This window comes from Algoriphagus sp. A40, assembly GCF_002002735.1.
Taxonomy (GTDB): Bacteria; Bacteroidota; Bacteroidia; order Cytophagales; family Cyclobacteriaceae; genus Algoriphagus.
In genome coordinates this window covers 1-24,759 of the sequence record NZ_MUNY01000048.1, presented here as the reverse complement: position 1 = coordinate 24,759, position 24,759 = coordinate 1, and the positions used below count along the sequence as shown (strand labels likewise).

Annotated in this window: 21 protein-coding genes; 11 read left to right on the top strand and 10 right to left on the bottom strand. The window is 42.2% G+C overall.

The window, feature by feature from the left end:
* Window positions 1–85: 85 nt before the first annotated feature.
* Window positions 86–1,186: a PLP-dependent aspartate aminotransferase family protein gene (locus B0E43_RS29205; protein WP_077348966.1), complete on the bottom strand. Its 1,101-nt coding sequence runs from the start codon at window positions 1,184–1,186 to the stop codon at window positions 86–88.
* 150 nt (window positions 1,187–1,336) lie between these two features.
* Between B0E43_RS29205 and B0E43_RS29200 the strand changes: the two genes are divergently transcribed.
* From B0E43_RS29200 to B0E43_RS29190, 3 genes are read left to right on the top strand one after another with little or no spacing between them, the layout of a single operon-like run.
* On the top strand, window positions 1,337–1,867 hold the full coding sequence (locus B0E43_RS29200) for an RNA polymerase sigma factor (protein ID WP_077348964.1): 531 nt from the start codon (window positions 1,337–1,339) through the stop codon (window positions 1,865–1,867).
* Window positions 1,864–2,544 (top strand): hypothetical protein, encoded by a 681-nt coding sequence (locus tag B0E43_RS29195; protein WP_077348962.1) that lies wholly within the window; start codon window positions 1,864–1,866, stop codon window positions 2,542–2,544. Before B0E43_RS29200 ends, B0E43_RS29195 begins: the two co-directional genes overlap by 4 nt.
* A 23-nt stretch (window positions 2,545–2,567) precedes the next feature.
* On the top strand, window positions 2,568–3,326 hold the full coding sequence (locus tag B0E43_RS29190; RefSeq protein ID WP_077348960.1) for a hypothetical protein: 759 nt from the start codon (window positions 2,568–2,570) through the stop codon (window positions 3,324–3,326).
* A gap of 119 nt (window positions 3,327–3,445) precedes the next feature.
* Here the strand turns inward: B0E43_RS29190 and B0E43_RS29185 are convergent, their stop codons facing one another.
* On the bottom strand, window positions 3,446–3,928 hold the full coding sequence (locus B0E43_RS29185) for a DUF4293 domain-containing protein (protein WP_139352722.1): 483 nt from the start codon (window positions 3,926–3,928) through the stop codon (window positions 3,446–3,448).
* Window positions 3,929–4,032: 104 nt separating this feature from the next.
* On the opposite strand from B0E43_RS29185, the gene truA reads away from it, so the two are divergent.
* From truA to hemE, 6 genes are all read left to right on the top strand, one after another.
* Window positions 4,033–4,791 (top strand): tRNA pseudouridine(38-40) synthase TruA, encoded by a 759-nt coding sequence (gene truA, locus B0E43_RS29180; protein WP_077348958.1) that lies wholly within the window; start codon window positions 4,033–4,035, stop codon window positions 4,789–4,791.
* Between the two features lie 6 nt (window positions 4,792–4,797).
* Window positions 4,798–6,570 carry an ABC transporter ATP-binding protein gene (locus B0E43_RS29175; protein ID WP_077348956.1) on the top strand — a complete coding sequence of 591 codons (1,773 nt, stop codon included), beginning with the start codon at window positions 4,798–4,800 and terminating at the stop codon, window positions 6,568–6,570.
* Between the two features lie 32 nt (window positions 6,571–6,602).
* Window positions 6,603–7,187 (top strand): hypothetical protein, encoded by a 585-nt coding sequence (locus B0E43_RS29170; protein WP_077348952.1) that lies wholly within the window; start codon window positions 6,603–6,605, stop codon window positions 7,185–7,187.
* Between the two features lie 3 nt (window positions 7,188–7,190).
* Window positions 7,191–7,703 carry a hypothetical protein gene (locus B0E43_RS29165; RefSeq protein WP_077348950.1) on the top strand — a complete coding sequence of 171 codons (513 nt, stop codon included), beginning with the start codon at window positions 7,191–7,193 and terminating at the stop codon, window positions 7,701–7,703.
* Between the two features lie 73 nt (window positions 7,704–7,776).
* Window positions 7,777–8,292 carry a hypothetical protein gene (locus B0E43_RS29160; RefSeq protein ID WP_077348948.1) on the top strand — a complete coding sequence of 172 codons (516 nt, stop codon included), beginning with the start codon at window positions 7,777–7,779 and terminating at the stop codon, window positions 8,290–8,292.
* Between the two features lie 124 nt (window positions 8,293–8,416).
* Complete coding sequence (gene hemE / locus B0E43_RS29155; RefSeq protein ID WP_077348946.1) at window positions 8,417–9,442, top strand: uroporphyrinogen decarboxylase; 1,026 nt, start codon at window positions 8,417–8,419, stop codon at window positions 9,440–9,442.
* 128 nt (window positions 9,443–9,570) lie between these two features.
* Here the strand turns inward: hemE and B0E43_RS29150 are convergent, their stop codons facing one another.
* Window positions 9,571–10,380, bottom strand: a complete 810-nt coding sequence (locus B0E43_RS29150) for an MOSC domain-containing protein (protein WP_077348944.1) — start codon at window positions 10,378–10,380, stop codon at window positions 9,571–9,573.
* A gap of 431 nt (window positions 10,381–10,811) precedes the next feature.
* On the opposite strand from B0E43_RS29150, the gene dnaK reads away from it, so the two are divergent.
* Window positions 10,812–12,725, top strand: coding sequence for a molecular chaperone DnaK (gene dnaK, locus B0E43_RS29145; protein ID WP_077348940.1), 1,914 nt, complete (start codon window positions 10,812–10,814; stop codon window positions 12,723–12,725).
* A 126-nt stretch (window positions 12,726–12,851) separates the two neighbouring features.
* The gene (locus B0E43_RS29140) at window positions 12,852–13,226 is read left to right on the top strand and encodes a co-chaperone GroES family protein (protein ID WP_077349356.1); all 375 of its coding nucleotides are present in this window, start codon (window positions 12,852–12,854) and stop codon (window positions 13,224–13,226) included.
* A gap of 285 nt (window positions 13,227–13,511) precedes the next feature.
* Here B0E43_RS29140 and B0E43_RS29135 read toward each other — a convergent pair whose 3' ends face one another.
* The 7 genes from B0E43_RS29135 to B0E43_RS29105 all read right to left on the bottom strand — a co-directional run bounded on the left by B0E43_RS29135 (window position 13,512) and on the right by B0E43_RS29105 (window position 24,483).
* On the bottom strand, window positions 13,512–14,267 hold the full coding sequence (locus tag B0E43_RS29135; RefSeq protein ID WP_077348938.1) for a transporter: 756 nt from the start codon (window positions 14,265–14,267) through the stop codon (window positions 13,512–13,514).
* A 318-nt stretch (window positions 14,268–14,585) separates the two neighbouring features.
* On the bottom strand, window positions 14,586–15,275 hold the full coding sequence (locus tag B0E43_RS29130; RefSeq protein ID WP_139352721.1) for an outer membrane beta-barrel protein: 690 nt from the start codon (window positions 15,273–15,275) through the stop codon (window positions 14,586–14,588).
* Window positions 15,276–15,285: 10 nt separating this feature from the next.
* Window positions 15,286–18,408, bottom strand: coding sequence for an efflux RND transporter permease subunit (locus B0E43_RS29125; protein ID WP_077348932.1), 3,123 nt, complete (start codon window positions 18,406–18,408; stop codon window positions 15,286–15,288).
* A gap of 2 nt (window positions 18,409–18,410) precedes the next feature.
* Window positions 18,411–19,523 (bottom strand): efflux RND transporter periplasmic adaptor subunit, encoded by a 1,113-nt coding sequence (locus tag B0E43_RS29120; protein ID WP_077348930.1) that lies wholly within the window; start codon window positions 19,521–19,523, stop codon window positions 18,411–18,413.
* A gap of 5 nt (window positions 19,524–19,528) precedes the next feature.
* Window positions 19,529–20,797 (bottom strand): TolC family protein, encoded by a 1,269-nt coding sequence (locus B0E43_RS29115; RefSeq protein ID WP_077348928.1) that lies wholly within the window; start codon window positions 20,795–20,797, stop codon window positions 19,529–19,531.
* An 829-nt stretch (window positions 20,798–21,626) separates the two neighbouring features.
* Entirely contained in the window at window positions 21,627–23,081 is a 1,455-nt protein-coding gene (locus tag B0E43_RS29110; RefSeq protein ID WP_168171928.1) for a porin, read from the bottom strand.
* 103 nt (window positions 23,082–23,184) lie between these two features.
* Window positions 23,185–24,483, bottom strand: a complete 1,299-nt coding sequence (locus B0E43_RS29105) for an ammonium transporter (RefSeq protein ID WP_077348922.1) — start codon at window positions 24,481–24,483, stop codon at window positions 23,185–23,187.
* Window positions 24,484–24,759 lie beyond the last annotated feature (276 nt).

Here is a 24,759-nt window from a genome sequence, read left to right as displayed (position 1 = left end):
ACCGCACTCCCGACACTAGCAATTCCCTCGTAAATCGTACTTCGTAAATCCGATTTTTGGAGGGTGAAAAAAAGGCACTCTCTCTTTATTCCAATGCCTGAGCCAAATCCTCCAGCAAATCATCCGTATGCTCTAAGCCAACTGAAACGCGGAGCAAATTCGGAGGAGTTTTGGACGTGGGGCCTTCCACCGCAGCTCTACGCTCAATTAAGCTCTCTACTCCGCCAAGGCTTGTGGCATTGGCGAAAAAACGAAGTTTGGAGACAAGCTGATCCGCCTCGGTTGCCCCACCTTTCACCATAAAAGAAACTATCCCACCAAACCCACTCATCTGAGCCGCTGCTACTTCATGCCCAGGGTGTGACTTCAACCCAGGATAAAAAACCTTTTCAATTTTGGGATGATTCTGGAGAAAATCTGCCAAAATCATAGCATGTTGCGCATGTCCTTTCATCCGATAGGCCAGCGTCCGGATGCTTCTGCAAAGCAGGTAACAATCCAAAGGAGAAGGGACTGCTCCGCCAATGCGTTGAACTGTCCGGATTTTTTCCCAAAAACCATCCTTTTCTTTCGTAACCAAAACTCCCCCAAGGACATCTGAATGTCCTCCAAAAAATTTGGTACTACTGTGCATCACCAAATCAGCTCCAAGTTCAATCGGATTTTGAAAAACAGGGGTCGCAAAGGTGCTATCGCAGGCTAGAATGGCTCCATGAGCTTTTGCCAGTGCTGATATCTTTCGTACGTCCGTGATTTTTAATAGCGGATTGGAGGGAGTTTCTGTCCAAATAAGCTTGGTATTCGGGCGGATTGCCAATTTCACTTCCTCTGGATTACTCATATCCACAAAGGTGACCTCATGGATTCCCACAAAAAGTTGCTGGATGGAAAACCGCAACCCATGATACATGTCATCCGGAGCAATTATGTGAGAACCTGGCTCAAGGGCTTGAAAAACTGCAGTCCCCGCTGCGTTTCCCGATGAAAATGCAGCTGCCTCCTCCCCTTTCTCCAAGGCCGCTACCAATTGCTCCAAAGATTGCCGGTTAGGATTATTTAGTCTGGTGTAGAGCATTTGCTCATTCCCATGCTCAAAAGTGGTACTTAGCGTAACCGGCTGCACCACGGGCTTGGTGGAGTCTGTGATGTTATTTCCTTTATGGATGCTGAGTGTTTCAAATTTCATGCTTTCTGGGATTTGGGATCAAATTAGAAAAGTCTCCCAAGGATAAGAAGGTCTTTTACAGGAAAACCACTTTTTAAAATTTCCTAAAAGAATTGGACTCCATTCCAACCTTTTGGAACTTCTTCCCCTCTTTGATTCAGAAGCACATTTATGGAAAAAGAAAGAATAGACTACAACTTGATCGAAGCCGTAATTGCCCAGGACAGAAAGGCGCAATTCCAGCTCTTCGAACTGACCAAAAAGATGGTCTATTCGCTTGCTTTCCGGATTCTCAATGACGAGGACACAGCCCATGATGTGCTGCAGGATACGTTCGTCAAGGTGTTTCAGGAAATCAAAAACTTAAAGCATCCCGAGGCTTTGGTTTCCTGGATGAAAACGATCACTGCCAGAAAAGCGGTGGAGAAAGCCAAAAAGCAAATTGTATTCGAAAAACTCAGTTCGGCTGAGGATCAATGCGAAGATCATTTCGAAGCGTGGTTTGATGCAGAGCTTCTGGATCAGGCGATCCGAAGTCTTCCTCCTGGCTCCAGGGCGGTATTCATGCTGGTAGAGGTCGAAGGCTACCCCCACCAGGAAGTCGGAAAGATGCTTGGAATCAGCGAAAGCACCTCCAAGTCCCAGCTGAATTACGCCAAGAACCTGCTGAAAACGAGAATCAAAACCCTCCTGCAAGCATGAAAAAGCTCCCTGAACATTCGCCAAAGGCAAGCGCTTGGGAAGACTTGCTGAAGAAAGGAACCTTCCAAAGCCAGCTGGATAATCATCTGCCGACACTTCCCCAGTTTGCTCCGCAGGATGCGGCATGGGAAAAAATCACGACGGAACTGGATCGGAAGAAAGTTATTCCTCTTTGGATTCGCTGGAGTGCTGCGGCCGCAGTGATAGCGATTCTTTTGTTTTCCCTGTTTTCCATAAACAGGACTGAAGAAAAAATCCAAGATGCGGAGCTGCTAACGGAAAATCCAGTCGAGATTGACAATTCAGCAGTTGAAGTCGTCCCCTCCGAAGTGCCAACTAGTAAAGAAACCTTCACCTCAAGTGCCGAAAATGCTCCCGGAAAGTTTTCTCCTAAAAAGAAAACCAAACGATCAATTGAAATTATTGAGGCCCCAAAAATGACTTTGCCAGAACTTGAACTTTCACAGTCCAAAAACCAAAGCCTCATAATCCCTGAAACAAAAGTCCCGGAAGCGAAAATTCAGGAAACCCTCCACCAGGTCAGCATCTCCTGGAGCAAGATCAAACCAGGACTGCAAATCAAGACTTCCTTTGGACGGATGGAATCTGGGCTGGGACAAAAACCACAAGCATCTTCCAACGAAAACAGCCAGATCACCCTAGAAATAAACAACTAACCTTCTTTTAAATCGCTCAAAAAATGAAAAGACTGACCCTTCTCACTGGCATTGCCATGCTCTTTTGCCAACTCGCCATGGCCCAGGACATTGAAAACAAACCTTTTGGAAACTATTTGGATAAGCTAAATGAAAAATACCCGGTTACTGACACCCTGGTTTTTGACTTTCCAAACGATGGAAAATTGCTCCTATTCTTTAATAACACCGAATATGAGCTTGACTTCTTGGAAGAAAAATTTACGCCCGTTCTGAAGGAAACCACCAAATTTCCGGAGTTTAAGACCCTCACCTATCGGCTAAGTGAGGACTATCCGCAGACTAAAGTAGATGCAGTGATTCTGGATTTGGAAAAAAACTACCTTCCACATTTGGATCAGCTTGAATTTGGAGGCGTCATAGGAATGGACTATACCGGAGGGGATTTTACTCCTGAAATCGGCGGAAGAGTGATGTTCAATTTCAGGAAGTTCGACATCGGCGGATCATTTACAAACAAGATATTCTTCCCCGAACGAATCGACGGAAATGTCAAGGTAAACAGCAATTGGTTTGCAAATCTGGAATACCGATGGGACAAAAGTGATCCCAAGTCCAACAGTGCCAATATGTTTGGAGTTGGGATTTTAGTTAATGAGGATAAAAGCCAGCTTTTCTCGGGCACCACTATGCAGGCGTTTTATAAGCGAGGGATCAACAACAATATTTCAATCCAGGTGGGAATCATCGCGACCGAAAACTTCAAGACTTTCTATCCGACGATAGGTATTCGGTTTTGGTAATTCGGTACAAACTGAATGAAATGCAGAAAGCCAGCGAATCGTCGGCTTTCTCTATTTTGAAATTTGTTTAGGGAATTTTCAGATCTCAAATCTTGATACTTGTGTCTTAAATCTTGTTTCTACCTAATTCTGTCCACCGAGCGGACTAAAGCTTCATCTTTTCGGATAAATCGATTAGCCAGCATATTGCAGACCATTGCGGCAAGAATTGCCCAAAAACCCATATTGTAAGAGCCAGCCACTTCAGAGGCAATTTCCTTATTGACCCCATTCGTTGTCAAAAAAACTGTCGCCACCAGGCCGACCATCAACAAGCTGTTGACCATATTGAGCATCATTTGCCTTCCTCGGTTTTTGTATTGAAAAATTGAAATCAATGCCAATAATCCTACAAAGGAGGCCAAGGCTGCAATGTACCACTTAGAGGTAGATTGAATCTCCTCTCCAGCCGGATCTAAGTTTGTCAGCATAAATGCCGAAAGGTTCCAGGAATTTGCCGTTGCTGAACTTGCATCTGTTTGCTCCCAAATCGGAGATCCGATGGTAATTCCCATGGCTACGACCACGAGGAAAAGAAATATGGTTTGAACGCGCTGAATCATTTTTCTCTGAATTTTTTTGGCAAAGAAAAGATCAAATCCAATCATAACCAAGGATGGAAAAGTCTCCCTGAGGATTTGGCGGGGAATTGTATCTTTGCAGCCGTATGACTGAGACCAAGCGGTATTTTCTGGAATTAAGCTACAAAGGCACCCCTTTTCACGGTTGGCAAATCCAAAAAAACGCATTTACTGTTCAGGAATGTCTGGAAAGTGCACTTTCTACCTACCTCAGACAACCTATTTCAATTTTGGGAAGCGGGAGAACCGATACCGGAGTCCACGCCAGTATGCAGGTTTGCCATTTTGATCTGGTGGATGCTGTCTTGGGAGAGAATTTCATCAAAGGGATCAATTCCATTTTACCCAAAGAAATTTCTATTCATTCCGCCTTTGAGGTCAAATCTGATGCACATGCCCGTTTTGATGCGGTTCGTCGGTCTTATTTTTATCGCATCATTTTCCGAAAAAATCCGTTTCTGGATCAGTTGGCTTGGCATTGTTTTTACAAACCTGATGTGGAAAAAATGAATCTGGCTGCGGAAGCCCTGCTCAGGCATGAGGATTTTGAGTGTTTTAGTAAGGTACACACCGCGGTGACTCACTTTCGCTGTCAAATTTTCTCCGCCCGCTGGGAACAAAAGGACGATCAATTGTTATTTCATATTACCGCAAACAGATTTTTGCGTGGTATGGTAAGGACGATTGTCGGAACTTTGATGGAAGTGGGAACAGGCCTGAGACAAGTCGAAGAAATGGATGAATTGATTCGTTCCCGTAATCGTGCAAAAGCCGGAAAAGCTGCACCTGCCAAGGGACTTTTCCTCAGTAAAATTGAATACCGCAAAGAAATATACCTAGACTAACCTGCCTTGAGCTTAGAAAAAGAAAAAGAATCGTCCGGCGAAATCGTCGATATGAAAGTACTGAGGCAGCTTTACTCCTTTGTAAAGCCCTACCAGCCCCAGTTTTACTTTCTGGTTTTTTTGACGATCGCCATGGCGGTTTTGGCACCGACCCGACCCTATTATATCCAAATTGCAATCGATGAATACATCGCCTTGGGAGATACCGTAGGATTGATTCGGATTGTTTACATTCTGGTTGGGCTGATGGTTTTGCAGGCAATCGTGCAATGGGCGCACACCTATTATTCCGGATGGATCGGTCAGGTGATCATCAAGGATATCCGAATCAGGCTGTATAAGCACTTGCTGAAACTCCGCCTGAAATTTTTTGACAATACTCCTATCGGCAGATTGGTGACCCGAAATGTCTCAGACATTGAGACCCTGGCTGATGTTTTCAGTGAAGGCTTGGCAGCGATCATTGGAGATTTACTTCAGATCATCACGATTTTGGGAGTGATGTTTTACATCGACTGGAAACTGACCCTAGTCAGCCTGAGCACGCTTCCGCTTTTGATTATTTCCACCTATGTATTCAAGGAAAAAATCAAAGTCACCTTCAACGATGTCAGAAACGCCGTTTCCAATCTGAATTCATTTCTTCAGGAGCACATCACCGGGATGAACATCGTCCAGGTCTTTAACCGGGAACAGCGTGAATTTGAAAAATTCAAAGAAATCAACCGAGAGCACAGGTCTGCACATATCCGCTCGGTACTTTATTATTCGGTTTATTTTCCCGTAGCAGAAATCATTCAGGCTATCGGAATTGGATTGGTTGTATGGTACGGTGCAGTGGGTGTATTGGGTTTGGATCTGCAGATCGGGGTCCTGATTTCATTCATCATGTATCTGCAGCTGTTTTTCAGACCGATCCGAATGATCGCCGACCGGTACAATACCCTTCAAATGGGCGTGGTAAGTTCGTCTCGGATTTTCAAACTTTTGGCAAGCACTGAGCACATCGCGAATGAAGGAAGCAAGAAACCCGCGAAAATTCAGGGAAATCTCCGACTGGAAAATGTCTGGTTTGCCTACACCAATGAAGATTATGTATTGAAAAACATCAGCTTTGAAGTCAAAGCTGGGCAAACCGTCGCTTTAGTGGGAGCCACAGGCGCCGGAAAGTCTTCGATCATCAACTTGATTTCAAGATTTTACGAAATCAACCAAGGCCATATTTACATCGACGGAACTGAAATCCGGGAATATGAACTGGGAACTTTGCGTAAACACATCGGAGTCGTGCTTCAGGATGTGTTTCTGTTTTCCAACAGCATCTATCACAATATTACCCTGGGAAATCCTTCCATAACCAAAGAACAGGTACTGGAAGCTGCTGAAAATGTCGGGGCCAGAAAATTCATAGAAAGATTGCCGGGAGGATTGGATTACAACGTAATGGAAAGGGGCGCAACCCTTTCTGTAGGCCAGCGGCAGCTGATTTCCTTTGTCAGAGCGATGGTTTACAATCCTGAAATCCTGATCCTAGACGAAGCTACTTCCTCCGTGGATTCCGAAACTGAAGAACTGATTCAGGAATCTACCGAGAAAATGATGAAGGGAAGGACCTCCATCGTAATCGCGCACCGGCTTTCCACGATCCAAAAAGCTGACAAGATCATTGTCCTCCATAAAGGTGAAATCGTAGAAACTGGCACCCATGATTCCTTGCTCGAACTTGGGGGCTACTATACCCAACTGCATCAGATGCAGCTAAAAATGATGGCGATCTAGGTCTTATCAGTTTTAAACCAAAATAGATTCAAGTGAAATACCGAATTTCATTGCTTTTCCTACTTCTACCAATCCTTGGGTTTGCCCAGGAAAGAGGCGCAGGAATCAGACTAGGCGAACCCCTTTCGCTCACCTACAAAGACTTTATAGAAGATTATCTTTCCTATGAGGTGATGCTTGGAGGCGCAGGAGTAAATGGTTCTGATTACTATAGAAAGGATTTTGAAAACAATCCACCGTCTTCCAATGCTTTTTACCAGGGACATTCTGCAAACAAGGGCGTTTCAATAAATTTCCGAATGGCTCTTCATGAAGACATCACGGATGTGTTTGAAATCACCCAGGGCTACCTTTTAGGATATGGCGGTGCTGGGATACAAGTTAGAACTACCAATGTGGATTATACTTATATCCAAAGTAACCCCGGAATACCAGAAACCATGATGCGAGAAGAACGAACAAATTTCGACTTTGGTCCGGAAGTGTTTGCCGGGGCTGAATACTATTTTGATGAAACCCCAATCAGTATTTTCCTTGAAGTTGGGATGTTTTTGGAATTGATTGACCGCATTAATATCAAAGGTCAAGGGGGTATCGGAGTCAGATATCTATTTTAAGTGATGAAAAAAATCGGGATTGCTTTTGCTGTTTTGTTGGGCTTATTTACCCTAGCTTATATTGCTTTTGACCGACTTGGGGGGAATAACCCCATTTTGGTAGAAATTGTGGACAAAACCCCGCCGACACTTGCCGGTAAAACTTTTAAAGGAATTCCTCAAGACAAAGAACTGGGTGAAACATTTCAGTACTTTGAAACCCTTTTGTCTCTGAATCCAGGAAAGAAAATCCATACAATATACTTCCAGGAACCCGCCGGGAAACTGGACACCATGGAAGTTTTTGTAGGTTTGGATTTGCCCTTTGCACCCGTGGGCATGGAGTCCAAGTCCTTTTCTGAAAGCAGGTATATTTTGGCAACGATCAAAGCCAGTAAATGGGTGATGCCCGGTCCCGAAAAAGTAAAGGCAAAAATTGAAGATTTTGCAAAGGAAAACAACCTCACCTTAACCGGACTTTTTATTGATAAAATCATAAGCGATAAAGAGGTAGTGGTGGTCGCACCGATTAAGTAAATGAAATATTAAGGATTCTTAACCAACCTTGGCATGAAACCTGCCGTGAAAGGAAAAAAGAAAACTCTGTTTCATGAAGAAGATACTTACCATTTTTGCACTGATTGGCCTGGCAGCCTTTCAAGCTTGTGAAGGGCCTGAAGGCCCAATTGGACCTGAAGGTCCGCAGGGTGAACCTGGGATCGTGATCGTCGGCAATACCTATGAAGTAGAAATTGACTTCAGTGAAGCCAATGACTACATGAAGATTAACACTTTTCCTGAAAAACTGGTAGATGGCGATGCAGTACTTGTTTATCGCTTATCGGCAATAGACAATGGTCGGGATGTTTGGAGATTATTGCCCCAAACCTACTTTTTTAACGAAGGCGTTTTGATGTATAATTTTGACTTCACAATAGATGACTATTCAATATTTCTGGATGGTGCAATAGATCGCTCCATTTTGCCCGCCCAATGGGCCACCGATCAAATCTTCAGAATAATTGTTGTCCCATCGGATTTGCCATCGGGAAGAATTGACTATTCTAACTATGACGCAGTCACCAAAATGCTCGGCATTACAGACGAGGACTTTCAAAGAATTTAATACCATCTGATAATTTCAAGAGTAAACCAACTAATATCCACATGCAAAGCTCGGGGTTCCGGGCTTTGTTTTTTTTATTTTTATCCAATTCTGCCAAAAATAATTTGGTCCTTATCTTTGCGCCATGCAACTTAAAAACGATCTGCTGCTCCGTGCAGCCAGAGGTGAAAAGACTGAAAGAACTCCGGTATGGCTAATGAGGCAGGCCGGAAGAATACTTCCGGAATATCGTGCGGTACGTGAGTCGGTCAGCGGTTTCATAGAACTTGCTCAAACCCCTGAACTTGCCTCCGAAGTCACTATCCAACCAGTTGATATCTTGGGAGTCGATGCGGCGATTATTTTTTCGGATATTCTGGTCATCCCCGAGGCGATGGGTTTGCCATACGAAATGGTAGAAAAGCGCGGTCCTTGGTTTCCCAATACCGTCCGCAGCATGTCGGATTTGAAGAAACTGAGAGTTGCAGACGGGGACAATGATCTCAAGTACGTCATTGATGCAATCCAAATCACCAAAAAAGCACTTAACGGAAGAGTCCCCTTGATCGGTTTTGCAGGCGCACCCTGGACGATTTTTGCCTACATGGTCGAAGGCAGCGGCAGCAAGACTTTCTCCAAATCAAGGGAGATGCTCTATCGGGATCCTGTTTTCTCGCACAAACTTTTACAGCTGATTACCGATTCTACAATCAACTACCTCAAAGCTCAAATCCGTGCAGGGGCAGATCTGGTGCAGATATTTGACAGTTGGGCGGGGATTTTGGGACCAAAGCAATACCAGGAATTTTCGCTTAACTACATCTCTCAGATCTGTGATGCAATCACTGAAGCACCAGTGACAGTTTTTGCAAAAGGGGCCTTTTTCGCCAGGGAAGAAATGGGACAGCTCAATTGCGAAACCATCGGACTGGACTGGAATATGGGAATTGAAGAATCCAGAAAACTGGTCGGACCAAACAAAACACTTCAGGGCAACCTCGATCCGGCGGCACTTTATGGAAATCCTGATCAGGTTCGAGCTGCCACAATCAAAATGATGGAGCAGTTCCGCGGTTCCAGACATATTGCCAATCTCGGTCACGGTGTGTACCCGGATATTGATCCGGAAATGGTTAAAGTCTTCATTGGGACCGTAAAGGAGTTTAGGTAATTCAAGAAGCTTCTTTCAGAAAAGAAGTATTACTAAAAATGCACGAAAAGCTGTTCGGATCAATTTCGGACAGCTTTTTGCTTTGAAAGCGGTTGATTAAAATTCCAAAAACGACCTGATTTCTGATTTCAATCCTGCGGTAAAATCACATCACCGATCCTGATTTTACCGGATTGAAGCGCCACGACGTTTTGACCAAAATAAACCTTGCCATTCAAAGTCCTGTAAGTCGAAAGTGTCTTTAACGGTTCTTTTCCTTTGACACCATGTTCCTGATCCACAGTCGTCATCACACAGCGCGCACAGGGCTTTACAATCTGAAATTCCAACTCACCAATTTTGATTTTGCTTAGGGAATCTTCCAAATACGGACTTCCGCCCGAAAAGACAATATTGGGCCTGAATCTGTTCATGGGTACCTGGTTTTCCAAGCGGGAATTTAGGTCATTCAGCGATTCTTGACCGATCAGCAAATAAGGCATGCCATCTGCAAAGCTGACAGATTCTGAATGGACGGCATATTTTGGATTGACCTTTCGATGCGTGGATTCTGGCATCATGACCAGACTCACCCTGAATCCTAAAAAATCGGAAAACCATTGATCAAGCTCAGGATCGACAGTTTTGGCCAAAACCTGATCATCCCAAATTGTTACCATCAATTCCGGACCGACTGCCAATTCAAAAGGGATTCTAACCGATTTTTCCTGATCCATTTTGTGAGAAACCACCAGTACATCCTTTCCCAATGTGACCTCCAATAAAGCCAATTGTGGGTATTCGCGCTGTGTCACAAATACACCTTCCTCATCAACCAACATCCAGCGCCTGTCGTACCGGAAGCCTTTTTCCTCTACTATTGCTTCGGAAAGCCGAATTCCACCGAGCGATTTAATGGGATAAATAAAAATATCCTGTACAATTAGCTTCTTTTCCATTACCTAAAAATAAGGGAAATCGGCAAGTGCTTTTACCCAAAAAAGAAGAATCTTCCAGAACTCATTGCTTTGAGTAATTGCCAAATTGATGGAAAAACCTCAAAATGTCGGGTAAGTTGAATCACCGTCATTCCAAGAAGAATAACAAAAAGCCATTTGGCACGGTCACGGTTGCGGGGAGAGGAAAAAAGTTGCATTTCTACTTAGATGCAAATTTCCAATAATTGGTTGCAGGGGAAATTTACTTTTTCCAAAACCTGCCATAACCGACAGCACAATTTTCACAAAAAGTGACAATTCGATTTTTCCTGCATAAAAACCATGGCAGTTTGACTGACAAACTGACATCAAATCGATGAATTTCTCTGGTGGCACATCCCTTGAAGAAAGGGGATTGTACAATTAATGCAACTATCTAAATCTATATAATCATGGGAAAAATTATAGGCATTGACTTGGGTACCACCAACTCCTGCGTAGCCGTAATGGAAGGTAACGAGCCTGTAGTCATCCAAAACAGCGAAGGAAGAAGAACCACACCCTCTATCGTGGCTTTTCTTGACAATGGAAACGGTGAACGAAAAGTGGGCGACCCCGCAAAGCGTCAGGCAATCACCAACCCGGCCAACACCATTTCCTCAGTAAAAAGATTCATGGGCAAGAAATTCTCCGAAGTTTCTGAGGAGAAAAAACATGCTTCTTACAAAGTAGAGCAAGGATCAAATGACACCGTTGTCGTGAAAATCGGCGACAGATCTTACACTCCACAGGAACTTTCTGCGATGATTCTCCAAAAAATGAAGAGCACTGCAGAAGATTTCTTGGGACAAACCGTAACTGAAGCTGTCATCACCGTACCTGCCTACTTTAATGATGCTGAGCGTCAGGCAACCAAAGAAGCCGGACAGATTGCAGGTCTTGAAGTGAAGCGTATCATCAACGAGCCTACAGCAGCAGCTTTGGCTTACGGGATGGACAAGAAACATCAGGATATGAAGATTGCCGTGTATGACCTTGGAGGCGGTACTTTCGATATTTCCATCCTTGAATTGGGAGACGGTGTATTTGAAGTAAAATCCACAAATGGTGACGTGCACTTGGGTGGTGATGACTTTGACCAAGTAATCATCGACTGGCTTTCATCTGAATTTCAAACCGAAGAGCAGATCGACCTGAGAAAAGATCCAATGGCACTTCAGCGTCTGAAAGAAGCTGCTGAGAAAGCCAAAATCGAGCTTTCCAGTTCTGCTTCTACAGAAATCAACCTTCCATACATCACAGCTACCCAGACTGGACCAAAGCACTTGGTAAGACAGTTGAGCAGATCGAAGTTTGAGCAACTTTCAGAAAAATTGGTAAGAAGATCTATGGATCCTTGTATCAAAGCTTTGAAAGATGCAGGCATGACTGCTGCTGATATCGATGAGGTAATCTTGGTTGGTGGATCCACTAGAATTCCAAAAATCCAGGAAGAAGTCGAGAAATTCTTCGGCAAAAAGCCTTCTAAAGGTGTAAACCCTGACGAAGTAGTAGCGATCGGTGCTGCTATCCAAGGTGGTGTATTGACCGGTGAAGTGAAGGATGTACTTCTTTTGGACGTGACCCCACTTTCATTGGGTATCGAGACCATGGGTGGTGTTTTCACCAAATTGATCGAATCCAACACGACCATTCCAACAAAGAAATCTGAAGTGTTCTCAACAGCGGTTGACAATCAACCAGCCGTAGACATTCATGTCTTGCAAGGCGAAAGATCTTTAGCAAAAGACAACAGATCAATTGGAAGATTCCAGCTTTCCGACATTCCACCCGCACAGAGAGGTGTTCCTCAAATTGAAGTAACATTTGACATCGATGCCAATGGAATCCTGAATGTTTCTGCCAAGGACAAAGGAACTGGCAAAGAGCATAAGATTAAAATTGAAGCATCATCAGGACTTTCTCAGGATGATATCGAAAGAATGAAGCGTGAAGCTGAGGCAAATGCAACATCTGATAAGGCTGAAAAGGAAAAAATTGAAAAGCTCAATCAAGCCGACAGCCTGATCTTCCAAACTGAAAAACAGTTGAAAGAATATGGGGACAAGCTTTCCGATGGAAATAAGGCCAATATCAGTTCTGCTTTGGAAACCCTTAAATCTGCACATGGATCCAAAAACATTGAAGGTGTTGATGCTGCCATGGCAAACTTGAACAAGGCTTGGGAAGGTGCTTCTCAGGAAATGTACAATTCCACTCAGGGTGCCGGTGCTCAGCCAGGACCTGAGTCATCTTCTGCCGAGTCCAGTGCCGGTGATGGGGTTTCGGACGTTGATTACGAAGAAGTAAGCGAGGACAAAAAATAATCCAAGCGAATTTAAAGGAAGTGGCATCTGTTTTTGGCAGGTGCCATTCCACTTTTGAGAGCCAAGAATCAAGATCACAGAATCATGACTCTTGGCTCTTTTTCCTTGGAATTAGACGACTATTACATGCAACTTACAGCTGAAAATAAATTGAAGAAACTGATCGTAGTAGGCGACCGAGTTTTGATACGCTTAAAAAAACCAAACGAAAAAACCGGATCAGGGCTTTACCTTCCTCCAGGATTCCAGGAAAGGGAGAAAATCCAACAAGGCTATATCATCAAAGCTGGACCTGGTTATCCGATTCCGATGGCAGTAGAAGACAGCGAGCCTTGGATGGAACAGGAGGAAAAAGTCAAATATGTCCCGCTCCAGGCCAAAGAAGGTGATTTGGCAATTTTCCTGCTTTCGGGAGCCCATGAAGTAATCTATGAAGGTGAAAAATACTTTATTGTATCACAGGCAGCGATTCTTATGCTAGAGCGGGAGCAGGATCTGTAACCCAGAAATGCAGCCAAATTCGTTTTTTCCTTTCAACTGAAAAACGATGGATTTCAACAGGATTCAATAGATTAACCTAAAAATGACACTTTCGAAGGGGGCAGCTCCTAAAAATTATGAAGGAAGTTTTTAACAGAAATCAGGGAAGTCCCCAATCAAATCCTACGATCCATTTCACATTTTTTTAACAAATTTTTGATCAGTCAGGAAAGGAAATTATTCCAAATCTCAAGTTTAAAATTTTAAAACCGAGTGCATGAGATATATTCCCAAAGTGGTTTTCCCCTAATTTTTATCCTTTTTCTGAAATTTAAACCGAGTTGTGAAACCAAGGGTAAAATAATAATTCTGATTGTTCGATGAGTTTAGATGTTTTCCAAAAGCTCCGTCCACAATGAATCGATTTTTGAAGGCATACATACCTCCAAAATCAACAATGGGATTTAGAAAGGAATCTTCACTGGTGAAATTGAACAGTTCAGTGTACAAAGTCAGTTGCTTGGAGAGGTTGAAATTGGATGACACCGAAAGAATATAACTCGGTTTTTCAAATTCATTCCATTGCATTCCCACATTGTAACCCAGGACGACCAAGTCCGAGAGTGTGTTTTGGAAAGCTACCCTAAACATGGTAAGGGTCCGGTTGATATTATATTCCTTACCACCAAGATCCTTGATTTGGACTCTTCCAATCAATGCAATTTCCGGTCGTATTCCCTTTTCCTTGAGAAAATTGGCTTTGAAGCCAAGGGCAACAGGGGACAAACCGTATTTCCCATTTATGCTAATGACATCAATTACCGATTGGAGTTCAAAATTTTTGGCAAGGCCAAATTTTATCAAGGCAGTAGGAATAAGGTAATTGGATGTTTGATCCTGGTTTTTCCCGGCCAAAAATCCTGTTTCGATCTGTAAAGTCCTTTTGTCCACTACAAAAACCCCTTCCGTTTGATCTGGGCGGTCGGTCTGAATCAGCTCTTGGGAAAGTACTTCTCCATAATAAATGGCCAGAAAGATTAGAAGAATCGACTTTTTAATCATTAAATATCTTGCAGTTGGAATTTCTTGATGAATTCGGATTATAGAATAGGTCAAGATTTGGACAGAGTGAATTTGGCCAGATTAGTCATTTTGGACTCACCCTTAGAAAAATCCTGAATTGAATGCTTGAAGTGCAGACGGAGTTTTGAAACAAAACAAAAGAGGCTGGAAATTGGCCTCTTTTGTCCAGAATAGTAATCATGCAATTTGATCGGGAGGATAAACCCATTTCTTGACGAGCTCATTCAAGCGGTTGGACAATGGGCGGAAAGTACCAGATTGGCCATTCCGCCCCTGTCAATTCAGCTAAAATCGAGATTAGAACGTGCAACCGATGGAAAATCCTAAATATTTGTTTTTCCCGGAATACCCATTCGGATTGTTTGAAGTGGAATAAACTTCAGATGTCCCGAAAGATCCTATTAACTGAACCTGAAAAAACCCTGCAGATGTGTCAATTTCAGGTCCAATGGATACAAAAATCGGCATATCTGATTGGTTGAAGGAACTGGTTACATCTTTGACAACATGAAAACCGTCTTCCACACTTAAGTAGACATCATTGGCTTCAAACATATAAAGTGGTGAGACTCCGACTGAGGCCATTAACCAAGTGGATCCCCCGCCGAGGGGCTTGGGAGTCTTAAGTATAACTCCCAATGGAAACTCCACGCTATTCATTCGAATTCTATTTCGATAAGTATTCATAGAGGGTGCTACAAATCCAGTATCTGGTAAAGTCAGGCCATATCCCCTTTGCTGATATCCGACACCTGCTGTAAAACCAAGAAAGTCCAATGGAAAATACTCCACTTTCACATTTCCACCGAGCGAAGGCTTGGTGTAGGTATCTGGTGTATTGCCTTCCACATTACTCCAAACATTTAGAAAGGTAAAACCCCATCTGAATTTGTCTTTTTTTGGTTCAGAATTTTCAATTGCTTGGTTTTGGCCATAAGCCAAATTGGCACCAAACAAAAATGCTATAACTATTAGTGTTTTTTTCATGAGATTTTCATTAATGAGTTGCACTTCCTTTGGAGGATTTCTTTTCGATTTTTCTAACGAAAATCAGATAGATCACCGGCAAAATCAGAAGGGTAAGGACTGTGGCTGTGACTAAGCCCCCGATCACTACTACTGCGAGAGGGCGCTGGGTTTCCGAACCAATCCCTGAGGAAAGTGCTGCTGGCAACAAACCTAGTCCGGCCATCAACGCGGTCATTACTACCGGTCGGACTCGGGTCATCGCTCCTTCCATCACTGCCTGATAGGTGGACATACCCAGCTCGACATTTTTGTTAAAGACCGAAACGAGAATAACCCCGTTTTGAATACAGACACCAAAAAGTGCAATGAATCCAACACCGGCAGAAATACTGAAGTTAATATTCGTAAGGTACAAGGCCAAAATTCCCCCAATCAATGCAAAAGGGACATTCAGTAGCACAATACTGGCATCTTTGGTCGAACCGAACATGATATACAAGAGAATGAAAATTAGGAATACAGATACCGGCACCACATAAGATAAGGTTTGGGTAGCTCTTACCTGGTTTTCAAATTCACCATTCCATGTTAGGGAGTAGCCTTTTTCCTCAGGGATGGCTGCTGCTACTTTTTCTTGAGCCTCTGCAATAGTACTACCCAAGTCACGCTCTCTCACAGAAAACTTGACTGGTACAAATCGCTGGTTGTTTTCTCTATAGACGAATGCTGTACCAGTGACAAGTCTAATATCCGCGATTTCACTCAAAGGAATTTTCACGCCGTTTGCGCTCGGAACCAATAGTTTTCCGACGTCATCCGGACTATTGCGATATTCTGAAGAATACCTAACTCTGATGTCGAATTTCCGTTCGCCCTCGTAGATCAGGGAAGCAGTTTTACCGCCAATTGCCATTTCTATGATATCCTGGGCTTCCTTCATGTTGACTCCATATCGGGACATTTTAGCATGGTCTAGATTGACGCTCAGTTCGGGTTGGCCGAGACTTTTGAACACCCCTAAATCTCTCACACCCTCTATTTTTCCCATGATGGCTTTGATGCTGTCTGCCTTGGCTTCGATTTTGGTAAAGTCATCCCCGAATACCTTGATCGCCATTTCCCCTTTCACCCCTGACACGGCTTCCTGCACGTTGTCAGAGATAGGCTGGGAAAAGCCAAAAACCACTCCAGGGAAAGCTTCCTCAAGTTCACCTTGCATATTGGCAATCAGCTCCTCTTTCATCAATCCACTTTCCCATTCATCCTTTGGAAAAAGATCGACAAACAGCTCTACGTTGAAGAATCCTGTCGGGTCAGTCCCGTCATTAGGTCGGCCATTCTGAGAGATGACGCCTCTCACTTCCGGATATTTCCTGACGATCTGTCTCATTTTTTCAGACTGAAGATTGGCATTGGTAAAGGAGATACTTTGAGGCATAGACGCTCTGACATAAATCGAGCCTTCATTGAGTTGAGGCAAAAACTCCGTTCCCAAGTTGGTTCCGATGACCAAGCTTCCAAAAAGAAGCCCGCCTGAGATCATTAGCGCTGTTTTCTTCTTTTTCAAGCACCACTCCAGGCCTGGCTTATAGATACGTTCGATGAAATTCACCAGCGGGTTACTTTTCTCTCGGACATTTTTGTTCAGAAGAAGATGTCCCAGCACAGGGACTAGGGTCAGGGTAAATATCAGCGCTCCCAACAAGGCAAACCCAATGGTATAGGCAAGCGGGGAAAACATTTTGCCTTCCACCTTTTGGAAGGCGAAAATTGGAAGTAATGCGGTTATGATGATAAGTTTTGAGAAGAAAATTGGCTTACCCATTTCCACAGATATTTTCTTGATCATACTCATTTTCGAAATCACGTTGAAACGTTTGACGCCAAGCCGGCTTTGCTGGTGAGCGAGATAGACAAACATTCCTTCTACCATGACCACCGAACCGTCCACAATAATCCCAAAATCAATGGCTCCGATAGAAAGCAAGTTTGCTGACATTCCCCGGAGCTTCAGACAGACGAAGGCAAATAGCAGAGCCAATGGAATGATGATAGATACGATCAGAGTCGTACGCCAATCCGCCAGAAACACCAACAAGATAAATGTGACCAACAATACCCCTACGATGAGGTTTTCCATTACGGTATGGGTCGTAAGATTGACCAGGGTGGTTCGATCATAGAACGGATCAATTGCAGTCCCTTCAGGTAAAACACGTTCATTAAGCTCGGTGATTTTTTCGTTGAGAAGTTTGAGCACTTCGCTTGGATTTTCTCCCCGTCTCAACAAAACGATTCCCTCAACAACATCAGGCTGACCATCGCGCCCTACTTTTCCAAGTCGGGGTTTTGAAGATTCTTTTACCTCCGCGACGTTTGAAATTAGGATTGGTGTTCCTTCTACCGATTTGATTGGGATTTGTTTGATGTCCTGAATATTTTTAACCAAACCAATACCTCTGACAATAAAGGATTGGGGGGCGATTTCCAAAATATCCGCACCAACGTTTGAATTGTTTTCCCTTAAAGCCTTAAATACATCATCCGTAGCCAGATTGTATTGATTAAGCTGAAGGGGATTAATTATGACTTCATAAATTTTCACCTCTCCCCCAAAGCTGATGACGTCGGCTACGCCTGGGACAGCTTTAAGCCGCTTATCAATTACCCAATCTTGGATTTCCTTGAGTTCTCTAACGGACTTATTTTCGCCTTTTAAGGTATAGCGGTAAATCTCTCCGGTAGGACCTGATGGTGGCTGAATTTCGGCTTCAGCATTTTCTGGTAAATCAATATTCTGTAGTTGATTTCCCACAAGCTGCCTGGCAGTAAAATAATCCACATCATCTTCGAAAATCATGGTCACCACAGATAAGCCATAGACCGAAATGGATCTCAAACTGGTTTTATCTGGAACCACATTCATCTCTATTTCCACGGGAATAGTGATGAACTTCTCTACTTCTTCTGCACTTCTACCCGGCCATTGGGTAATCACGACCACTCGGGTATTAATTACATCCGGAAAGGCCTCAATAGGTGTGTTTGTAAAACTGAAATACCCCCAAGCTGCTAGAATTCCTGTAGCCGAAAAAACAGTTAGTTTGTTCTTTAGACAAAAGGAAATTAATCCACTTAATAACTTGTTCATGTTTATTTCGCGTTATTAAATGCCGTCATCAAAAAAAGAGAATATTCTTGAGCAATGATGTCCCCAACCACAATACCACTCAGGATTTCAGTGTAGTCACCGATCGTTTTACCAACTGTTACCTCAACTTTGGTAAATTCATTTTTCCCAAGTTGTTTCATTACATACGTTTTGTTACTCTCTGTAATAACCGATTCAGTAGGTAGGGCTAACACTCTGTGTCCAATGGAAGAAACCATAGTGACCGAGGCAAACATCTCCGGCTTCAACAGCGCATCGGAATTATTCACTTCAGTTCTGACTTTGATTATTCTGGAATCGTGATCTAGAATTGTATTGATTTTGGAAACTGTCCCTTTGTATAGTTTTTCTGGATAAGCGAGAGAAGTTACCTCCATCGTATCACCAACGTGTACTTTGGAAAGATCACTTTCATAAATATTTGCCCAAACCCAAATAGTCTTCAGATCAGAAATTGTGAAAAGAGAAGCATTGTTATCTGTTCTAATTTGCTGACCTTCATTGACATTTCGCTCAACAATGAAGCCGCTCTTTGGGGCATACAATTCAAATACAGCATCTGGATTATTGGATGCACCATACAATTCCAGCTTTTTCTCCTTTTCACGAAACTCTGCTAACGCATTATTATATTGGTTTTCTGCCTCTGTATAATCCTTGGTAGAGGCAATATTTGACTCAAACAACTCCTTGGTTCTGGCAAATCCCTTTTCAGCAACTTCCAGATTAAATTTAGCTATGGCATATTCCTTCTGAAAGGCTATAACATCTGTACTTAAAATAGTAGATAGCCTTTGCCCAGCTTTAACATAATCTCCCAGTGATACATATACTTTCTCAACACTACCACTTACAATAGGAAAGATTCTAACAACATTATCTTCGTCAAAACTAATTTCACCTACTGTATTAAACTTACTGTAATCTGTAATACTATCTGCTTTAACAGTAGTAACATTTTTTAGTGCTTCTTCACTTATTTGTACACTAGTCTTTATCGCATTTGCTATTTCCTCATTTTTAGCTTCTTCTTTAGTACAGCTGAATATAAGGGAAGTCAGTAATATTAAGAATGGAAATTTATAGTATTTCATGTTTTTTAGTTGTAAAGTTGATAACCAGTAGTAAACTCTATGTCAATTACTCTTTGTAAAATCTCAGATTGCAACCCAAGATATTCTGACATGGTATTAATATACGTTCTTTGCATATCAAGATATTGAAGTATATTAATATTCTTGTTATTGTAGTTTTTAAGAGCACTGTTATTGAGTTCTTCTAACTCCTTCAAGAATTCTAAATTATAATTATCCAAGGCTGTCCTAGAGTGAAAATATTTATTCACCGAAGAAAAAATCTCATTTTGAAGTGATACTAAAGCCTGCTCTGCTTCGACTTTTACACGGCTTACATTAGCCTTTGAAGAAGCAATATTCCCTTGGTTTCTATTAAAAATGGGCACGTCCATTTCAAATACCAAACCCGAATATGGCCTTACATAGTTACTACCTTTGTCATGTGGCTGATATCCCAACATTACATCTGGAATAGCCTTTGCTGACTGAAGTTTAAGATTCATTTCCTGATAAGAAATTTCCTTTAGTCGGGCTAAATAATCCGGTCTGTTTTCTTCTGCATGACTGATCAGATCACCATAATTCAAAATGCTTGAATCAGGCAATGCAACAACTGTTTCTTTTGTTTTGATATAGACCTCCGGCCTCAGATTCATTAAGGCACGGATTTCAGCCATCTCTTTTTCAGTTTCGTTCTGATTCGACACAATTGAATTCTGAAGAGTAAGCAATTCTGACTTGAGTCGAATCAATTCACTACCAGGTATTGCACCAACTTTAAACTGAATCTCATAGGCATCGATAAGAGTTTTGAATTGGCTAAATACTACATTGTATAGTTCATTTCTCTTTTGAAGCATCATCAACTGATGAAATTTCAAACCCAACTCGAATACGAGACTTCTTTTAGTGTTTTCATAAAGAAGCTGATTTTGTTCAACCCCTATTTTTGCGAGTTTCACTGCCCTCGTGTGCTTCCCTGAGACTGAGAACATGATGTCCAATTGAATCAATCGCTGATTTCTCTGATTGAAATATTCATTTCGCTCAGCACTGTACAAGTCTTGATTCCAGTTGAAGTGCGGATTGTTCCAAGCTCTGGCCTGAAGCAAATCGCCTTCAGATGCTTCAACTTCATAGTGTGAGCTTAGGAGTGGTAGGCTTTGATCCAAAAGAATACCTACAGCTTCCGTATAAGTCAACTCAAGAACCTTTTTATCTCCCTCCAATTCCTGAGACAATATCTTTCCTGGTATGGCAATGCATAGCATTGCCAGTAAATATTTATACATAAATACGAGATTGGTTAATAAATAAAATAGAAAAACGTACGGCCTATTAATTTAGGTCGTTATAATAGTATTCAAGAAAAATTAAGTTTTTTAAATCCTCAATACCCGATTAAAAATAACCAACTCAACAAATGTTGATAATGGGTTAGGGGCATTGTACTCTCGTAATAAATCTTTCGCATTAAAGAATAGAAAGAATTTAGAAACTAAAAAAAACGAAATGGTTTCAACGAGTTTTTGGTTACTCGAATAATTGGTAAAATTGGAGGATTCCCTTCCCCCCATAATAAAATCTCCGTCGACCTGAGAAATCTCATCGACCGTTCTCTCGCTTTCGATTCTATTCTGATGATCTAAAGCATTATTTTCCACTCTACCCAAAGATAAGGTGGAGAAAAACAAGATTATCAGAAGGCCTATTCGAATCATTTAGCCCAATTTTTTTGCAAACTTACAGGAAAGAATATTTTTCCCAATCGAAAAGATGATTTTTTTCAGAATTAAAAATCCTACGCCAATGCATTGAATTCAAACAAAAAAAAACCTAAAATTTAAAACATTATGAAATCAAGGAAATCAGCATGTCACCGGGCCGCTGAAAAAACCGAGGCGAAATTCGCCCCGGCTTAATTAACAATAGACCCTGTTTAACTTTTATATGTTTTCCATTGTAGTCTTGGAGCATCTGAATCCCTGCTGAGAAAAGCCTGCTGACGGCAAAATATCTGCTTTTCTTGTTTTCTTGCCAAAATTCATGCTTTTGTTAAGTTCAATGGAACATCGTAGTGGCTGCAAAATTAGAATCGGAAATGGTTTTCAAGTATTTTGGTTAAAACTTATAGATCGCAGCCATACCAAGAGTGGTCTGGCTATTCTTAGTATATAAGCCATCCGCGTCCATAAATTGCTGAGATCCTTCTTCATATCCAGCATCATCCACTTTCTTAAACACATCCATCCTCAATTCAGGCTTAAGCAGTAAATGACCACCTGCCAGTGTGACGTTTGTAGTAAAAGTTAATGCATTAACAGACGTACCAAGATATGAACCACTGGCATTATCATAATTACGGAGACCTCTTGCTCCATCCTCGTTGTTAAAATGTTCGCCTCTTAATCCAAAACTAACCACGTCAGATGCCGCAAACGTTAAGTACAAATTAGCACCATACCACTCCTTCTTGGAAATTACGTCACCGTCAGCTGGGATAAATGTTCCTGGTGAGCCCAAAGCTCCTTTTTGACTCCCAAGCATAAACCAATATCCAATGTTGAATTTTTCAGAAACTTGAAATCCACCATTCAGATCGTAAACAGTAAAATTTCCATCGGGAGTTTTACCTAATTCATCTGCGCTTGCCTCATTGGTGTTAATGTAATTGAAATAGATGCTCAAACCTTTTACTGGAGCCAAAGAAAGTTGCCCAATTAGCCCTTTGGACCGATTGTTATCTTGTACATAGTCAAACCCATTTACCACACCCAACATCAAGGATACTTTATCATTAAACACGTAAGTCGATTTCAAACCGGTATGGTAGAATGGGATCCCGCTATTGAACGTGTGGTTGATGGAGTAAAAGAAATTAAGCGGGGCATCGATGTATTCATATCCTATATGAGTCCCAAATTGACCAAGTGTAAAAGACAACTTCTCTGTAAGATGGTATTTGAAATACGCTTGCTTGATAATTAGAGCAGAAAAAAGATCATCCTTACCAAACTGGTATCCATAGGCAGGCAGGGCGGTAGGCACGTTACCATAGTTACCATATTGAGCATTTGGCCCATATGCCAGATCTAATACAGCTTCTGATTTTTGGTTTGTGTAGGTGAACATAGTTTGAACCATACCCAAAGCAAACTGGTCCACTTTTCTATCAAAACCACGACCTACCCCTGAAACCCCCATGTTATCCCTGGAAGCAGGTTTGTTAAAATTCGTAAAGTAGTAGGAGTCAATATAGCCTGAAATTGAGAGTTTGCCTTCAACCTCCTCATCCGCCTCTTCTCCCTCTTTGCCCACCATTTCGGCTTCCTTCGCTAAATTTAGAGAATCTGACGTAGAGGTGGTTTCCGTTGAAGGATCACCGAGATCTTCTCCGGACGTGGATGGTGACGTTATATTTATTTTCTTTTTAGGAGTCTTTGAATTTTCTTTTGCTGAAGTATTCGATTCAGCAATCTGAGAATTAAGACCCTTGGTTTTTTCTTCACCCTGAGCATAAACCGATGTTTCTGCTCCAATTAACAGGCATAATAGTAGTAGTGCAAAATTTTTCATTTTAATTTTGTTTGTTGGTGAATGATAGAGTTGACCAATAAGAGCCCCAATCCGATCGAAAGAGAGTCGCGTTTTTTTCACCGGACGGGGCTCTTTTTTTTGATTATTTGTCGTATACGATAGTGTATCCACGCATTCCGTGCTCATGTGAATCCAGCCCGGAAATTTCATGCTCCTCAGAAACTCTGATACCAATGGTCACTTTAAGGATGTAGAAGATCACAAATGCAGATGCAAAAGCCGTTGTCCCGCAAATTGCCGCCCCTGTGAGTTGGGTAAGAAAAGTATGATCAGGGTTCGTTGAAAAAATACCTACAGCCAAAGTACCCCAAACACCACAAGTCAAGTGGACCGAAACTGCTCCTACAACGTCGTCAAGCTTTAATTTATCTAGAAGTAAGGATGACAATACCACCAAAATTCCGGCAATTAGCCCAATTAAAATTGCAGATCCAGGAGTGATTACATCGGCACCAGCAGTAATTCCAACCAATCCGGCAAGAATTCCATTTAGTACCATTCCTAGATCCAAGCGCTTGAATGCCAAATACGAGGTAAACAATCCACCAATCGCACCGGCACAAGCACCTAAGCAAGTGGTAACCAAAACAAGGGAAACCAATGCAGGATTTGCCGATAGAACGGATCCACCGTTAAATCCAAACCAACCTAACCAAAGCAAAAATGCTCCGATCACGGCAAGTGGCACACTTACAGCAGGTTTGTTTACTGTGTGGCCATTTACGTATTTGCCGATCCTTGGCCCAACTAGAATCACACCTGCCAAAGCTGCCCAACCTCCTACAGAGTGTACTAGAGTACTTCCGGCAAAGTCATAGAAACCCATAGCCTTTAATGCTCCTCCTCCCCACTGCCAGCTGCCAATCAATGGATAAACAATTCCAACGAAAACCAAGGTAAAGATCAAATATGCCCACAGCTTAACCCGCTCAGCAATTGCACCAGAGACAATAGTGGCAGCAGTTGCAGCAAACATAGCCTGAAACAAAAAGTCAGTCCAATATGTATAGCCACCTGCAGCATATCCGGCAGAGACATCGGCACTTGCCGGTGAGAACCAAAACATATTCCAGCCAGCAGTATTGAAGCTAAACCATCCGGGAGTCTCAAATCCTGGATACATCAGGTAAAATCCAACGGCAGCATAGGATAGAATTCCGATCACTGGAGTCACCGTATTTTTAAACAGAATGTTAACGGTGTTTTTTGCCTGACCGAATCCGGTCTCAACAGTGGCAAAGCCAAGGTGCATAATAAACACGAGCGCAGTACACAACATCATCCAGACATTGTTGGTCGTGAACAGATTTTCGGCCAAGGCGGTAGAAACCTCTAAAGGCACAGCCAAGTCATTGGCTAACAGGGTAGAGAAATACATCATAGGTTTTAGGATAAATTTTGAACGTTTTCAGAATTTAAAATAGGTTTGAAAGCCTAAGCTTCATTCGAATGTAATTATAAAAAAAGCATAAAAACAAACTGCAATTTCAATTTTTATCAAACTATTGAAGTTTTATTGATGAATTTACATCCATTTTTTGCCTTTTTTTCATTTTTTTATCAAAAGATGGATATTTCATGAACCACATATATCAAAAAATAAAATTCGGCTAATCTTCAGGAAATTTTTTGAAAACGATTACGGAAGGCATCAAAC

Excerpts from the sequence above, each read along its gene's own strand:
- B0E43_RS29205 (WP_077348966.1), bottom strand. The coding sequence starts at position 1,186 with ATGAAATTTGAAACACTCAGCATCCATAAAGGAAATAACATCACAGAC.
- B0E43_RS29200 (WP_077348964.1), top strand. The coding sequence starts at position 1,337 with ATGGAAAAAGAAAGAATAGACTACAACTTGATCGAAGCCGTAATTGCC.
- B0E43_RS29195 (WP_077348962.1), top strand. The coding sequence starts at position 1,864 with ATGAAAAAGCTCCCTGAACATTCGCCAAAGGCAAGCGCTTGGGAAGAC.
- B0E43_RS29190 (WP_077348960.1), top strand. The coding sequence starts at position 2,568 with ATGAAAAGACTGACCCTTCTCACTGGCATTGCCATGCTCTTTTGCCAA.
- B0E43_RS29185 (WP_139352722.1), bottom strand. The coding sequence starts at position 3,928 with ATGATTCAGCGCGTTCAAACCATATTTCTTTTCCTCGTGGTCGTAGCC.
- truA (WP_077348958.1), top strand. The coding sequence starts at position 4,033 with ATGACTGAGACCAAGCGGTATTTTCTGGAATTAAGCTACAAAGGCACC.
- B0E43_RS29165 (WP_077348950.1), top strand. The coding sequence starts at position 7,191 with ATGAAAAAAATCGGGATTGCTTTTGCTGTTTTGTTGGGCTTATTTACC.
- B0E43_RS29160 (WP_077348948.1), top strand. The coding sequence starts at position 7,777 with ATGAAGAAGATACTTACCATTTTTGCACTGATTGGCCTGGCAGCCTTT.
- hemE (WP_077348946.1), top strand. The coding sequence starts at position 8,417 with ATGCAACTTAAAAACGATCTGCTGCTCCGTGCAGCCAGAGGTGAAAAG.
- B0E43_RS29150 (WP_077348944.1), bottom strand. The coding sequence starts at position 10,380 with ATGGAAAAGAAGCTAATTGTACAGGATATTTTTATTTATCCCATTAAA.
- dnaK (WP_077348940.1), top strand. The coding sequence starts at position 10,812 with ATGGGAAAAATTATAGGCATTGACTTGGGTACCACCAACTCCTGCGTA.
- B0E43_RS29140 (WP_077349356.1), top strand. The coding sequence starts at position 12,852 with ATGCAACTTACAGCTGAAAATAAATTGAAGAAACTGATCGTAGTAGGC.
- B0E43_RS29135 (WP_077348938.1), bottom strand. The coding sequence starts at position 14,267 with ATGATTAAAAAGTCGATTCTTCTAATCTTTCTGGCCATTTATTATGGA.
- B0E43_RS29130 (WP_139352721.1), bottom strand. The coding sequence starts at position 15,275 with ATGAAAAAAACACTAATAGTTATAGCATTTTTGTTTGGTGCCAATTTG.
- B0E43_RS29125 (WP_077348932.1), bottom strand. The coding sequence starts at position 18,408 with ATGAACAAGTTATTAAGTGGATTAATTTCCTTTTGTCTAAAGAACAAA.
- B0E43_RS29120 (WP_077348930.1), bottom strand. The coding sequence starts at position 19,523 with ATGAAATACTATAAATTTCCATTCTTAATATTACTGACTTCCCTTATA.
- B0E43_RS29115 (WP_077348928.1), bottom strand. The coding sequence starts at position 20,797 with ATGTATAAATATTTACTGGCAATGCTATGCATTGCCATACCAGGAAAG.
- B0E43_RS29110 (WP_168171928.1), bottom strand. The coding sequence starts at position 23,081 with ATGAAAAATTTTGCACTACTACTATTATGCCTGTTAATTGGAGCAGAA.
- B0E43_RS29105 (WP_077348922.1), bottom strand. The coding sequence starts at position 24,483 with ATGATGTATTTCTCTACCCTGTTAGCCAATGACTTGGCTGTGCCTTTA.